Genomic DNA, 13515 nt, shown 5'->3' on the forward strand with positions numbered 1-13515 from the left:
TGGGCGTCGTGCGCCCTGCATTCCGCATCGACACCACCTGTCAGGTCACGCTGGAGCCCTGCACCAAGTGCAAACAGACCGCTGTTTGCCTGCCTGTGGCTGGCCGTCACGGTCGCCGCGCTTATCCCTACTGTGTCGAAACCTGCTGGCCGCTGGCCCGCGCAGCAAGTGAAACAGTGGTGAAGGTTGAACCCGCCAGCCGCCCGCTAATGCGTTGCAGCTGCTGCGGCGAGTTCGGCCATGTGCGGCCGGTGATCCTGTCTGGCGATCGCCTGACCAGCCTCGTGTTCTGCGAACGCGCCTGCTGGTCTGACCGTCTGGCCACGCTGGAGCAAGTCCCAACCTGCGGCCAGTGCGGCCGCTATCTGCAACCGAACGAATACACCAACGGCAAGTGCGGGGTGTGCAAGTGAAAGAACATAACTTCAACCTGTTCGACGAAATCGTCGTGGATAACTTCGCAGGGGGCGGCGGCGCCTCTACCGGGATTGAAATGGCGCTGGGGCGTAGCCCTGAAATTGCCATCAATCACGACCCTGATGCGATCGCCATGCACACCGTAAACCACCCGAGCACAGAGCATTACTGCGAATCCGTGTGGGATATCGTGCCACGCGACGTTGTGGCTGGCCGCCCTGTCGGGCTGGTCTGGCTGTCGCCTGACTGCAAGCACTTCTCCAAGGCTAAGGGCTCAACCCCAGTCAGCAAGAAGATCCGGGGCTTGGCTTGGGTGGCCCTGCGTTGGGCCGCCCAGGTGCGGCCGCGCGTGATCATGCTGGAGAACGTGGAGGAGTTTCAGACATGGGGGCCGCTTATTGTCGATAAGGAGGGCAATTCACGCCCAGATCCGGCCAAGAAGGGCCGCACCTTCAACAGCTTCGTCAACGCGCTGCGCCGCCAAGGCTACAAGGTGGAGTGGCGAGAACTGCGCGCCTGTGACTACGGCACCCCGACCATCCGCAAGCGCCTGTTTCTGATTGCCAGACGCGATGGCGCTGCCATCGTTTGGCCAAAGCCAACCCATGGCGCACCAGATAGCGCAGAGGTGAAAGCTGGCAAGTTGCTGCCGTGGCTCACCGCTGCCGATATCATCGACTGGTCGATCCCTTGCCCGTCGATTTTCGAACGCAAGCGCCCACTGGCCGAGAATACTCTGCGTCGTATCGCCAAGGGGTTGGATCGGTTCGTTATTAATGCGGCAGAGCCGTTTATCGTGAAATGCAACCACACCTCAACCAAGACAGTCTATGACTGCTTCCGTGGTCAAAGCATTAACGAGCCCCTACAGACCATAACCCAGTCGCCGGGATTTGCTGTTGTCCAGCCGACTTTTGCCCCATTCATCACCGAATGCGCCAACGCCAGCCATCAGCGCAACATGCCGGCCGATGAACCCCTGCGCACCATCTGCGCCCAAGTCAAAGGGGGGCATTTTGCGCTGGTGTCGCCGGTTATCGCCCGCCAGTTCGGTCGCTCTGTAGGCCAATCAGTGGAGGAGCCACTGGGGACGGTGATGGCAAAGGCAGACAAGAGCCAGCTGGTAACCGCCTTTCTAGCCAAGCATTACACCGGCGTCGTAGGGGCGGAGCTGACCAAGCCACTGCCGACGGTTACCACCGTTGACCATAACGCACTGGTAACCAGTCACCTGGTAAAGCTGCGCGGCACCTGCCAAGACGGCCAGCCAGTGACCGAACCAATGCCGACCGTCACTGCCGGCGGGCTGCACGTCGGAGAGGTGCGGGCTTTCCTGCTCAAGTATTACGGCAACGACTCAACCATCCCATGCTCTGAGCCACTGCATACCGTGACCACTCGGGATCGGTTTGGTCTGGTCACCGTGTGCGGCGTGGATTACCAGATCGTCGATATCGGCATGCGGATGCTGGAGCCCCATGAGCTGTTCGCGGCACAGGGATTCCGGGCTAACTACGTGATCGACCACGACGCCAACGGCAAGAAGTTCACCAAAACTGCGCAGGTGGCCCGCTGCGGCAATGCAGTGTGCCCGCCGCTCGCTGCGGCACTGGTACGCGCAAACCTGCCAGAAATGTGCGCAGATGCGCAGGTGGAGGCGGCATGAAAGAATCCCTCACCAACCTGTGCGGCATCCAGCTGCCGCCGAAATACTGCACCGGATTTGATGCCATCCAGATGGGCAAAGCGGCCAATCAGCTGGCCCGCGTCGAGTGGCACGTTGCCAAACCGCTGGCCAAGACCTACCTGCGCCGCTACCCAGCCAACCACAAGACGGCAAACGTCTGGCTGCGCCGGATGGTGGATGCCTGCGCCGCCGCGCAATCCCGCTTCCCGATCCCGGTGCATCACCTGCGCAACGACATTCGCCGCGAGCTGGTCGCCGCCGAGTGGGCCCGCCGCTGCCAGCAATTGCTGACGACGGGCGCGAACGAGCGCACCGCCGCCGAGCTGCTGGCCGATCTGGGGTCGCAGGCGCAGGCGTGGCACTTCTGCCCGCCCCTGCCGACTGACCCGCGCCACATCGCCAGAAAGCAGCTTGGCCGCCCGCTGACAGAGGAAGAGCGGGCCGACATCGATCCCGCCGTTGAGCGGTTCGAAGGGGCCGCCGCCAGCTTGCTGGTGCGCCTGCTCGATGAATCGTGGTGGCTGCGCAAGATTAACCGCGCCTGGGCAGTCTATTGCGAGCTGATCGCCATCCTCACCGGTCAGGTGCGCAAGGGGGTTAGCCCCTACGCCAGCGCCCACGCGGTGCGCGAGTTCACCCAGCGCAAGGCAGCCCAGCGGGCGTGGATGGAGAGCATGAGCGCCGTCAATGAGGAGCTGGGGCAGGAGATCGATCTGGCCGACGCCATCATGGGGTCAGTGGCCAACCCGGAGATCCGCCGCCATGAGCTGATGGTGCGGATGCGCGGGTTTGAGGATTTGGCGCAGGAGCAGAGCAAGCTGGGGCTGTTCCTGACCCTGACCGCACCATCCAGCTATCACGCATGGCGCCAGGGCAAGCAAGACAAGAGCAAGACCTACCAGAACGAAGATTTCAACGGCAGCACCCCGACCGAGACCAACCGCCTGTTGTGCAAACAGTGGGCCCGCTTTCGTGCCGCACTGGCCCGCGAGGGGATCATGGCCTTCGGCTTTCGGGTGGCGGAGCCGCACCACGACGGAACCCCGCACTGGCATTGCCTGCTGTTTATCAACCCGGAGCACAAAGACGCCTTTTTGACCCTGCTGGCCTACCACTTCACCGATGCCGAGCGGGCAGAGCTAAAGATGCCGAACGGCGACCAGCTCGACGCACTGGCCAAGATGAAAATCCGCAACAAGATGCCGCGCATCAAGTGGTTGCTGGATGTGAACGACAAGGCGGTGGTGAAGGCCATCAATCCGCGCGTGAACTGGAAGGAGATCGACCCAACCAAGGGCAGCGCCACCGGTTATATCGCCAAGTACATCGCCAAGAACATCGACGGCCACAAGGTCGGGATGGACTACGAAGCCGAGGCACCGGTTGACCACACCACCATCGCGGTCGCCGCCTGGGCGAGCTGCTGGCGCATTCGACAGTTTCAGCAGATCGGCGGGCCGTCTGTATCGGTCTGGCGCGAGCTGCGCCGCCTGGGCGACGAGGTGATCGAATGGGATTGCGTGCTGGAGGCGGCCCGCTATGCCGCTGATAACAAGATGTGGGGCCGCTTTGTCGAGGCCATGGGCGGCATCGAGACCCCGCGCAAAGACCACCTGATCAAGCTCTCCAAGCGTCTGGACGAGGGCGCCAACAAATACGGCGAGGATGTGCTGCGCCTGATGGGGGTGATCTCCGACGTGGGCCAGACCACCGCCGTCACCCGCACCGAAGGCTGGCAGATAGTGCGCAAGGGTGCCGCTGTGTCGGGTTTGGGCGAGCAGCGCGAGCCTGCAGTTGGCGAGCGCAGCGAGTTGCACTCAAGCGGCGGCAGCCGCGCCCCTCGGAGTTCTGTCAATAACTGTACGGAAGGATCTAAATCAGGGGTTAAAGGATCCGCTCTGGCTAAAGAGCTGATTCGCATGGGTCTTGATGTGAGTAACGAAGACCTGCTGTTGCGGGGCTGCATCATCAACGCCGACGGCCAATATGTGCGACTGGTCGGCGATCGGCTGATTGTGACCCGCAACTGGCCAGGGGCAGGCGATGCGGTGGCCGACCAGCTGACCGCAGAGGTCGAGGCCGAACTGGCCCGCAGCCGCGCCGCCAGCAGCAGCGAGCTGAAACAGCAGGCCCGCGAGCTGATGCACAACGGCGGCAGCGTCACAGACTGGCTGGCCAGCCTGCCGCTGCAACAGGCCGATGAGGCGATCGCCACCCTCACCCGCTTGGTGGATGACGAAGAGGATCGCGGGCGCTATCAGCCCACAGAACAGGAGCAGGCCCGCGTCGCGAGCTTGCAAGCCGACAACCAGCGCCACGGCGCAGAGATTGCCAAGGCGCGGGCGCGCCTGGGCGTTGAGTAAGGAGAATGAAGATGAAACACGTAATGCTGGATCTGGAAACTATGGGCAAAGGCCCCCGCGCGGCCATCGTCACCATCGGGGCCGTGTTCTTTGACCCGATGACCGGTGAACTGGGCACCGAGTTCGAGGCGCATATCGACCTGCGCGACAGCGCCCAGTTCGGGGAGATCGACCCAGACACAGTGCTGTGGTGGTTGGGGCAGAGTGATGAGGCACGCAAGGCCATTGCCTATAACGTGGACGGCGAAAAACGGATGGCGCTGATTCAGGCGCTGCAAAAGTTTCAGGCATGGCTGCTGGCCAACGGGCAAGGGGACAAGCGCCCTTATGTGTGGGGTAATGGCGCGGGATTTGACTGCACCATCATGGCCAACGCCTATACAGCCGTGAACAAAAGGCACTTTGTTGGCTACTGGAACGGATTTAAGGATCGGGACGTGCGCACCGTTGTTGATATGGGGCGTGACCTGCTGGGCTTTGACCCGAAAAAAGACATGCCATTCGATGGCGTAGCCCATCGAGCGCTGGATGATGCCAAGCATCAGGCCCGCTATGTCAGCGCTATCTATCAGCGGTTGCAGGCAGCGATCAACGGCTGCGGCATGGTTGGGGGTGCGGCATGAGAGACCCTCGCAAAAATCCGGTACCGGGTGATGTGATCACCAGATTCGGTACCACCAGGGAAGTGACCGCAATCAAGCGCAACGACCGAGGAACGGTGACCCATGTGATATACGAACATCCCGGTCAGTCTCACCTCGACCCAGCGAAGGAGACCGCTATCTCTAGTTGGCGAGCATGGGCCAAGGAGGATGCCATGGTGGTAAGGGAGGGCGCATGTTCCACAAACTGAAAGACTGGGTTAGCCGCCATTTCGAGGCATGGCTGGTACTGCTGGCCGCCAAGATACTGATCGGCCGGAACGTCCAGCGCTGCAAGGTGGTATCGCGCAAGGACAATAACGACATGTGGTATATGGCCGAGAAGCTGGAGCTGATCGCCAAGCGGATGCGGAACAAGTATGAGGAGCGCAGCTGATGACGGCGGCAAAGGATGCCAAGGCCCGCAAAGAGGCCCAGCGCAAGCGCGACAAGGTGCTCGGCATCGAGCGGGTGGAGGTTCGGCTCTCCATCCGCGAGCGCGAGCAGTTGAAGACCCTGTGCGCGGTACGTGCTGGCGCCGGTGACCCATACAGCGCAGACGAGTACATCAGCACCCTGATCCGCCGCGACTGGGAGAAGTGGCAAGCGCAGGAGGCAGAGCTGCAAAAGCAGACCTGCCAGCACTGCGACTGTGCGCTGCCAAAGGGATGCGGCGGCGCATTCACCGGCCAAGCCGAATGCTGGCACACCAAGGGCGACAAAACGATCGCGCTATAAGAGCGAAAACGCGAAATGTGTCCGGTCACGAAACAGCAAACGTGACCGGACACAACTGGTTAAAGCCGTGTTTTGCGCGCCCAGAATGCGGGAGCCGCAAAAATGAAAGGATCTGACGGAAAATGAAGGATCGCAAAAAGGATCTGGAAAGCTGCGCGCGGCCAGTGCTGGCGCGGGGAGCAGATAGCCGCCACCAGTCATTCACCTGCATGGAAATCGACACATAAAGCGGGCAGGAGGGGCGGGGTTCCGATAGCGCGCGCTGGGTGCTGGCGGGGGTCGGCAGGCTGCGCCAGCCGCTCAGGGTGCGCGCGTGAGGATCCGCGAGGGTTAGCGGACGCACAGCGCCGCCGCCTCAACAACGGGCCGCACAGGAGCTATGACGCGGGCATAAAAAAACCCGCCAATTTGTGCATCGTTGAGAGGCATGGCGGGTATGTTAGATGGGGATACTACATCAGCCGCATCGGGCTGGCAAAGTCAGATCAGCCGGTCACTATGGCTGGCCGTCTCACCGACCGCCAGCTTGTAGGGGTTGAACCGGATCACCTCTTCCCCTGCCCAGTCGTTGATCTGCAGCAGGCTGGCCTTGAGGCTATCCACCTCGTTCACATCGAACACCTGGGCGGCCTTGGTCACATCGCCAAAGCCGCCAGTATTGTTCGGCATCACCCCCATCAACTGGGGCGGTACCCGATGGGTCGCCAGCTGGTCGTCGCGGCTCACGTTCTTGATGGATAGAAAATCGTCCTTGGCCGCCACCTCGGCCACCGGGATCAACTTTACCCCATCCTTGCTGCCGTTCGGGGTGTAGAGCAACAGGTTGCGGAAGTTGCCGGGGCCCTTGCTCTGGCGCAGCGCCTCTTTCAGCTTCTTGATGTCGTCCTCGTTCTGCACCGCGTCGGTGATGTGCATGATGAACCCGGCATGGCTGCCGTTCTCGTAATACTTGCGGCGGAACAGCGTGGCCGACTCGTTCAGCAGCGTCGAGTTCAGGCCGCCCACATAATCGGGGATGCCGTAAATCTCCTGATTGATATCGCTCTCCATCACATGACCCACCGACCCGATCGGCATCTGCTGCTCCTTCCCAGGCTGCGCTATCCACCAATAAGCATCGAGATCCAGCCCGCGCCTCACATACTTGGCCCGCAGATGGTCATAGCGCAGCACACCGCCCAGCCGGTTCTGCACCGCGAGGGGGTAGCAATTGCCGAAGATCAGATAGTCATTCACCAGCCCGGTGAACGCCGTCAGGCTCAATTTGGGATGGGGCACAAAGCAAGAGCGCAAGATGTTGCGCTTCACCTGAATGGCCGAGGCATGATGCACCCCGGCACGATAAACCCGCGCCAGCCCCTGCAAACTCAGCGGCGGCTCATACCAGCGGCCGTTGTGCATCGCCTCAAGGTAATCGAACACCTCCCGCTGACTCAGCACCGGCACCGGCTCGCCAAAGGAAAACGCCTCGATCGCATCAGCGGCGGGCGCTTGGGTCGCCGTCACCGGCGGGGTAATGCGCGGATTGCGGCGCTTTTTCATCAGTAGAACTCCATCATGCTGGTATTGGTACCGTTGGCGCCTGCCAGCGGCTCATGTAACAGGGCTTGCATGGTCGCCCAAGCAATATCGCCGTGGCTGACCTCTTCGGAACGGCTCGACTCAAAGGTCGGCATCTTGCCGGCGGTTACCCCACGGCGAATGCTCATAAACGCGGCCGCCAAATCATTCCACCCGCTATCAAACTCAAGTCGCCCCTTGTTCATCACGTCGAGCGCCTTCATGACCATGCGAATCTTCAAGCTCGGGTTGTACTGGATGGCAGTCACCGCCGGATAGAACACCTTCACATTCTGATAGACACCCTCCCCGATCCCTGTCGTGTCGATGCCGATATAGGCCACGTTATAGCGAATCGTCATCTGGCGGATGGCCTCAGCCTGCGCCGCAAAATCCATCCCTTTCCACTGGTGTCGCTCCAGCACCCGGAACTTGCCACCGGGCACTGCAGGCGGCGCCAGCACGGCACAGCCTGCGCTGTCACCCTGCCCGCCCTTCGCCGGGTCATAACCGATCCACACCGGCCGGTTACCCATTGGCCGCATGGCAAAGTGTTTGTAGTCCTCCCACACCTCCCAGCTGTCAACCATGCACCGTTGCAGCATGGCGAGCGGGAACACGCTGGATGTGTCATCCATAAACTCGCACATCAGCAGGTTGAGGTATTCATCATCGGAATACTCGCTGCGCAGCTGGTCCAGGTCGAACAGGTCACAACCACCGCGCACCGCATCCTCAACCGTCACAATCTGCCGCCACTGACCATCCGGGCACAGCTTGCCGCTGGCCAGATTGGCGTGGCTAAGGTCAATCTCGACCCGATCGGCCTTCGCCTTGCCTCGGTTGAAGTTGGCACCAGACCAGAACGAATACGCGGGGTGTGACAGGCTGGAAGGGGTAGAAATGTAGGTCTGGCGCCACTTCTTGTGCATCGCCATGCCGGAGGCAACCTTGCGGAACTCCAGAAAGCCATGGATCCAAAAATACTCATCCATGTAGATGTTTCCATGGTAACTCTGCGCCGTGCGGGCGTTGGTGCCGAGAAAATACAGGTGCGCCCCGTTCGGCAGCACCATGGGGTCACCTTTCAGCTCGACCCCCTCCTCCTTGGCAAACTGGATGATGTACTGCTTGAACACATGGGCCTGCGCCTTGCTGGCAGACAAGAAAATCTGATTTCGGCCAGTCACCAGCGCGTCGATAAACGCCTCGAAGGCGAAAAAGTAGGTTGCCCGATCTGGCGCGACTTGAGCAGGTCGCGGATCCGGTACTCAAGGCCAGCCTGATACCAAACCCGCTGATAATCGAACATCGTCGACTCGAACCGCTCGATCAGCCGCTCTTGCTGCTCGGGCTCCACCACATTCCGCTCGGGTGCCTTCTTCGGCCCCTTATTGCGGTTCGCCACCTTCGGGTTGAGATCGGCCTCATTGCCGCCGTTGCTATACCTGTTGACCCGGGCGACCCGCTCCAACTGGCGGCCAAGCAAGTCAATCTCCTTGAAATCGCCGCCGCTCTTCTGCTCCTTGGCGATCAGCTGGCACAACCGCGCCTCAAGCGCGAAATCGACCCGGTCAATCGGTTTGATGTCATCCCAGCCGTCGCGCTTCTTCCAGGTCGAAACTGTCCCCTCCGGCGTCTGCAGCAATTCAGCAATGGCGCGGAGCGAGTAGCCCTGAAAGAACAGGTGCATGGCCTGCCGTCTGGGTTCGATATGGGGGAAAAGTAAGGGTGCTGTAGTCATGGCGACAGCCTACCGCCCGTCAATGCCGAAAGGATGGCCGCGCGGGTGTGTAGGCGCGCCACACACCCGCAACCGATTGAAGGATCTAGCGCACCAGACAGACCATGAGCCCGACCAGAAACCCAATTACCAAAGGGATCCCAGCTCATGGCAAAGAAAGCGAAATTCAAGCGGGTGGCGGTGGCGGGCCAGACCACCGACGGCCGCACCATCGCGCCGGAATGGCTCACCCAGGCAGCCAAAAACTACAACCACGAGAAGTACGGCGCCCGCGTCAACCTCGAACACTTCCGCAGCATCTACCCCGATAGCGCATTCCGCGCCTATGGCGACGTGCGATCCGTCTATGCCGAAGAGGTCGAAATCGACGGCGAAAAGAAAATGGCCCTGTTTGCCGAAATCGACCCGACCGACGACCTGATCAAGCTGACCAAGGCCCGTCAGAAGGTCTACACCTCTATCGAGCTGGACCTCGACTTTGCCGGAACTGGCGAAGCCTATCTGGTCGGCCTCGCCGTCACCGACAGTCCGGCCAGTCTTGGCACCGAATACCTGCAATTCTGCGCAGGCGCTGGCGCCAACAGCCCGCTCGCTGCCCGCAAGCAGAAACAAGCAAACCTCTTTTCCAGCGCCATCGAAGCCGAAATCGAGTTCACCGAAGAGGGCGACAAAGGCCCATCCCTGCTCGAAAAGGTCAAAGGCATGTTCACCCGCCGCGATCAGGCCAGCGGCGAGCAATTCGCTGACGTGCACCAAGCCGTCGAAGCCGTGGCCACCGAAGTGACCAACCTCGAAGAAAAGACCAAAGGGAAGTTCAACGAGCTGGCCAACACCGTCAACGAGCTGAAAAGCGCCGTCGCCAAAAACAGCGAGCTGGAAAAAGCCTTCAACGAGCTGAAAACCTCGCTGGAACGCCAGGAAGATTTCAGCCACAAGCGCGATCCCGCCACCGGTGGCGATGGCACCACCACCGTATCCACCGATTGCTAAGGAGCATCATCAATGCGTAACGAAACCCGCGTGAAGTTCAACGAATACACCGGTCAGCTGGCCAAGCTCAACGCCATTACCAGCGCCCTGGTGCAATTCAACGTGCAGCCGAGCGTCCAGCAGACGCTGGAAACCAAAATGCAGGAGTCGGTCGAATTCCTGCAGATGATCAACGTCATCCCGGTCAACGACATGAAAGGCGAAAAGGTGGGCGTGGGTATCAGCAGCACCATCGCCGGTCGCACAGACACCACCACCAAAGACCGCCAGCCCAACGATCCGAGCGCCCTCTATAACCACAGTTATGAGTGCGACCAGACCAACTACGACACCATGATCGGCTATGCCAAACTGGATGCATGGGCCAAGTTCCCAGACTTCCAGACCCGCATCCGCGACGCCATCATCACCCGTCAGGGGCTTGACCGCATCATGATCGGCTGGCACGGCACCAGTGCAGCCAAAGACACCGATCGCAATGCCAACCCGCTGCTGCAAGATGTCAACATCGGCTGGCTGGAACATATCCGCCAGGACGCACCGGCCCAGGTCATGAAAGAGGTCAAGCCGGGCAGCGGCAAGATCTACATCGACCCGACCAATGGCGACTACAAGAACATCGACGCAGTGGTGTTCGACGTCGTCAGCGAAATGATCAAGCCGTGGTATCAGGACGACACCGATCTGGTGGTCATCTGCGGCCGCAAACTGCTGTCTGACAAGTATTTCCCCATCATCAACGACGCGGGCGACAACCAGAACAAGCTGGCCGCCCAAGTGCTGGTGAGCCAGAAGCAGATCGGCGGCCTCAAGGCTGTGCGCGTCCCCTTCTTCCCGGAAGATGCCCTGCTTGTCACCAAGCTGGAAAACCTCTCCATCTACTGGCAGGAAGGCGCCCGCCGCCGCCACATCGAAGAAGAGCCGAAGCGCAACCGCATCGTCAACTACGAAAGCTCCAACGATGCCTACGTGGTTGAGGATTACGACTGCGCGGCGCTGGTTGAAAACATCGTCATCGCACCGAAACCGGCCGCGTAAGGGGAATGACATGACATCACCCGCCCGCGCTCACCGCGAACGCATGCTGGCCGCCCTGCAAGGGGCGGCTTCTCCTGAACAGGACCGCACCGCCGCCAACGCCTACGAACTCCAGCTGATGCAGTTGGCAGAACACCGCCGCACCCTCAAGGGCATCCAGAGCATCGAGCGCAAGATCGACGCCAAGCGCACCATGCTGGCCACCTACAAACCGTGGATTGACGGCCTGCTGGCTGCCGATCGCGGCGGTCAGGATGACGTACTGGTGACCATCATGCTCTGGCACCTCGACACCGGCGATCTGGAAGGGGCCTTCAACATGGCCGACTACGTGATCCGCCATGGCCTCAACACCCCGGATCAGTACGACCGCAGCGCCCCCACCCTCATTGCCGAAGAAGTGGCCGACACCGCCATCAAACTGCAAGAGGCGGGCACCGGCCCCAGCTATGGCCTGCTCTCTGCCTACCTCGAACTGCTGAAAGAGTCGGACATGTTCGACCAAGTCCACGCCAAGCTGCACAAGGCCGTGGGCCGTGCCGCACTGGCCGAAGGGTTCAAAGAACCGGCAGCCGAGCACTACCGCCGTGCCCTCGAACTGCACGACAAGGTGGGCATCAAAAAAGAGCTGGAAGTGCTGGAGCGCGAAATCAAGAAGGATAAAGAAGCCGAACAGGTCGGAGGTGAGCAATGAAGGGGCTTAAGTTTTTCGCCTGCCGCGCAACAGTCCAGGCCAAACCTATGACCAGAGGCGAATACAACACGATGCGAGGGTGGCCATTACCTGAAAATGAGAACGGCCAAGACCAAGGTTATCTGGTGATCCACAACAAGGGGTCACTCGACGAGCATCAGACTTGGTCGCCTGCCCACATTTTTAACTCTAGCTATGAAGAAGTTAGAGAAGAACAGCAAGGCCACGCCGACGGCGAGACCAGCTAACCGAGCGTACCCCGCCCTGGGCGGCTCGGGCCTGACGAATGCCAACGGCATACCAGACGGCCCGACCACCGCCCAACAAACAGGGCAGGGGCAAGGAGCCGCCATGACATCAGGATTTCTCCCCACCAATCCGGCCAACAAAGACGAAGGCGAAGTATCCAGCGCCCCGTTCTGGCCGGTCATCAAACTCAAAGACCTGCGCGACATCATGCGCACCGACGGCACCATCACCACCGAACGGCTGCGCCATGCAGTGATTGACGCCGTCTCCGCCGTCAACAGCGATCTGAGCGGCTGGGCCATCAACCGCCAGGGAGAAGGATACGAACAGCTGGCCGATGTGCCATCCCAGACCGTCAACGCCGAATCCGTGCTGGTTCACTGGTATCGCCGCGCCGTCTACAGCATGGCCCGCGCCAACCTCTACGAGCGTTACCTCGACAGCTCGGCCACCGCCGACGCCGCCAAAGACACCGACGCCCGCGACCAGACCGCAAACGACCTCTACCGCGACGCCCGTTTTGCCATCCGCGACATCCTTGGCGAAACCCACACCACGGTTGAGCTGATCTGATGCAACTGCGCGCCCAACAGGGGGAAACCCTCGACCTCATCATCAACCGGCACTACGGCTACACCGCGGGCATCACCGAACAGGTGCTGACCCTCAATCCGGGGCTGGCAGACAAGGGGCCCATCCTGCCGATGGGCACCCTCATCACCCTGCCGGATACCCCGACCCAAGCCGAAGCGCCCCTGATCCAGCTATGGGACTAACCATGAGCCGCCTCGACGACGAACTTGAACGACTGGCAGAGATCAGCGAGCAACAGCTCGCGGCAAAAATCCACGCCGCCCGCATCAGCGGCACCGGCCCCCACTACTGCATTGACTGCGACGACCCGATCCCGCAGGAGCGCAGAGAGGCGATCCGGGGCTGCGAGCGCTGCACCGACTGCCAGACCATCCACGAATTTCAACACGACCGCCAATTCGGCGGCAGACGATAACAACAGCACCAGGAGAGCACGATGCCCGAACCTATCTCATCCAGTGCAGCAACCAGCGCCCTCACCGGTCTGGCTCTGCTGTCACTCTTCCCCGGCGTAGATCCCGGCGTGCTCCTTGGCGCATTCGCCGGGGCGCTGATCTTCATCGTAACCACCGCCGAACTCGGCAACCTGCGCAAGGCGGGTCTGTTCATCGCCGCCTTTGTCGCCGGTGCGCTGGCGGCCCCGCTGGTTGCCGCCATGCTGGCCAGCGTCCTGCCGCAAAGCGTCGAAGTGCCCAAGGCCGTCGGCGCCCTGCTTGCCTCGGCGCTGGCCGTCCACCTGTTGCAGTGGGTCTTGCGCAAAGCGCCTGACGACCTGCTGAAACTTCGCAAAGGGGGCTGAC

At 61.1% G+C, this 13515-nt stretch carries 17 protein-coding genes; 14 read left to right on the forward strand and 3 right to left on the reverse strand.

What is annotated here, in order from left to right; all coding sequences use genetic code 11:
- Positions 1–8: 8 nt before the first annotated feature.
- The 6 genes from ACTG2B_RS21115 to ACTG2B_RS21140 all read left to right on the forward strand — a co-directional run bounded on the left by ACTG2B_RS21115 (position 9) and on the right by ACTG2B_RS21140 (position 5846).
- Positions 9–413: a hypothetical protein gene (locus tag ACTG2B_RS21115; protein ID WP_439996783.1), complete on the forward strand. Its 405-nt coding sequence runs from the start codon at positions 9–11 to the stop codon at positions 411–413.
- Positions 410–2083 (forward strand): DNA cytosine methyltransferase, encoded by a 1674-nt coding sequence (locus ACTG2B_RS21120; RefSeq protein WP_439996784.1) that lies wholly within the window; start codon positions 410–412, stop codon positions 2081–2083. The genes ACTG2B_RS21115 and ACTG2B_RS21120 overlap by 4 nt, the downstream gene beginning before the upstream one ends.
- Positions 2080–4467 carry a replication endonuclease gene (locus ACTG2B_RS21125; RefSeq protein ID WP_439996785.1) on the forward strand — a complete coding sequence of 796 codons (2388 nt, stop codon included), beginning with the start codon at positions 2080–2082 and terminating at the stop codon, positions 4465–4467. The genes ACTG2B_RS21120 and ACTG2B_RS21125 overlap by 4 nt, the downstream gene beginning before the upstream one ends.
- A gap of 11 nt (positions 4468–4478) precedes the next feature.
- On the forward strand, positions 4479–5090 hold the full coding sequence (locus tag ACTG2B_RS21130) for a 3'-5' exonuclease (protein WP_439996786.1): 612 nt from the start codon (positions 4479–4481) through the stop codon (positions 5088–5090).
- Positions 5091–5304: 214 nt separating this feature from the next.
- A complete protein-coding gene (locus ACTG2B_RS21135; RefSeq protein WP_164536546.1) occupies positions 5305–5505 on the forward strand; it encodes a hypothetical protein in 201 nt (66 codons plus the stop codon).
- Complete coding sequence (locus ACTG2B_RS21140; RefSeq protein WP_439996787.1) at positions 5505–5846, forward strand: hypothetical protein; 342 nt, start codon at positions 5505–5507, stop codon at positions 5844–5846. The genes ACTG2B_RS21135 and ACTG2B_RS21140 overlap by 1 nt, the downstream gene beginning before the upstream one ends.
- Positions 5847–6326: 480 nt before the next feature.
- On the opposite strand, the gene ACTG2B_RS21145 is transcribed toward ACTG2B_RS21140, so the two are convergent.
- Genes ACTG2B_RS21145 through ACTG2B_RS21155 form a run of 3 tightly spaced genes read right to left on the reverse strand, consistent with a single transcriptional unit; the run spans position 6327 to position 9099 of the window.
- A complete protein-coding gene (locus tag ACTG2B_RS21145; protein ID WP_439996788.1) occupies positions 6327–7388 on the reverse strand; it encodes a phage portal protein in 1062 nt (353 codons plus the stop codon).
- Positions 7388–8596, reverse strand: coding sequence for a terminase large subunit domain-containing protein (locus tag ACTG2B_RS21150; RefSeq protein WP_439996789.1), 1209 nt, complete (start codon positions 8594–8596; stop codon positions 7388–7390). The genes ACTG2B_RS21145 and ACTG2B_RS21150 overlap by 1 nt, the downstream gene beginning before the upstream one ends.
- Positions 8593–9099 (reverse strand): terminase gpP N-terminus-related DNA-binding protein, encoded by a 507-nt coding sequence (locus ACTG2B_RS21155; protein ID WP_439996790.1) that lies wholly within the window; start codon positions 9097–9099, stop codon positions 8593–8595. The genes ACTG2B_RS21150 and ACTG2B_RS21155 overlap by 4 nt, the downstream gene beginning before the upstream one ends.
- Before the next feature lie 198 nt (positions 9100–9297).
- Between ACTG2B_RS21155 and ACTG2B_RS21160 the strand changes: the two genes are divergently transcribed.
- The 8 genes from ACTG2B_RS21160 to ACTG2B_RS21195 all read left to right on the forward strand — a co-directional run bounded on the left by ACTG2B_RS21160 (position 9298) and on the right by ACTG2B_RS21195 (position 13514).
- On the forward strand, positions 9298–10140 hold the full coding sequence (locus ACTG2B_RS21160) for a GPO family capsid scaffolding protein (RefSeq protein WP_416244412.1): 843 nt from the start codon (positions 9298–9300) through the stop codon (positions 10138–10140).
- A 12-nt stretch (positions 10141–10152) separates the two neighbouring features.
- On the forward strand, positions 10153–11178 hold the full coding sequence (locus ACTG2B_RS21165) for a phage major capsid protein, P2 family (protein WP_439996791.1): 1026 nt from the start codon (positions 10153–10155) through the stop codon (positions 11176–11178).
- A 10-nt stretch (positions 11179–11188) separates the two neighbouring features.
- Positions 11189–11872: a phage terminase small subunit gene (gene gpM, locus ACTG2B_RS21170; protein ID WP_164536537.1), complete on the forward strand. Its 684-nt coding sequence runs from the start codon at positions 11189–11191 to the stop codon at positions 11870–11872.
- Positions 11869–12120, forward strand: coding sequence for a hypothetical protein (locus tag ACTG2B_RS21175; RefSeq protein ID WP_439996792.1), 252 nt, complete (start codon positions 11869–11871; stop codon positions 12118–12120). The genes gpM and ACTG2B_RS21175 overlap by 4 nt, the downstream gene beginning before the upstream one ends.
- 103 nt (positions 12121–12223) lie before the next feature.
- Entirely contained in the window at positions 12224–12694 is a 471-nt protein-coding gene (locus tag ACTG2B_RS21180; RefSeq protein WP_439996793.1) for a head completion/stabilization protein, read from the forward strand.
- Positions 12694–12897: a tail protein X gene (locus tag ACTG2B_RS21185; RefSeq protein ID WP_159144500.1), complete on the forward strand. Its 204-nt coding sequence runs from the start codon at positions 12694–12696 to the stop codon at positions 12895–12897. The genes ACTG2B_RS21180 and ACTG2B_RS21185 overlap by 1 nt, the downstream gene beginning before the upstream one ends.
- Positions 12898–12899: 2 nt before the next feature.
- Positions 12900–13130 (forward strand): TraR/DksA C4-type zinc finger protein, encoded by a 231-nt coding sequence (locus ACTG2B_RS21190; RefSeq protein ID WP_159144636.1) that lies wholly within the window; start codon positions 12900–12902, stop codon positions 13128–13130.
- Between the two features lie 21 nt (positions 13131–13151).
- Complete coding sequence (locus ACTG2B_RS21195; RefSeq protein WP_215803096.1) at positions 13152–13514, forward strand: putative holin; 363 nt, start codon at positions 13152–13154, stop codon at positions 13512–13514.
- Position 13515: the final 1 nt, after the last annotated feature.

Source organism: Aeromonas sp. 30P (assembly GCF_051919805.1).
Lineage (GTDB): Bacteria > Pseudomonadota > Gammaproteobacteria > Enterobacterales > Aeromonadaceae > Aeromonas > Aeromonas veronii.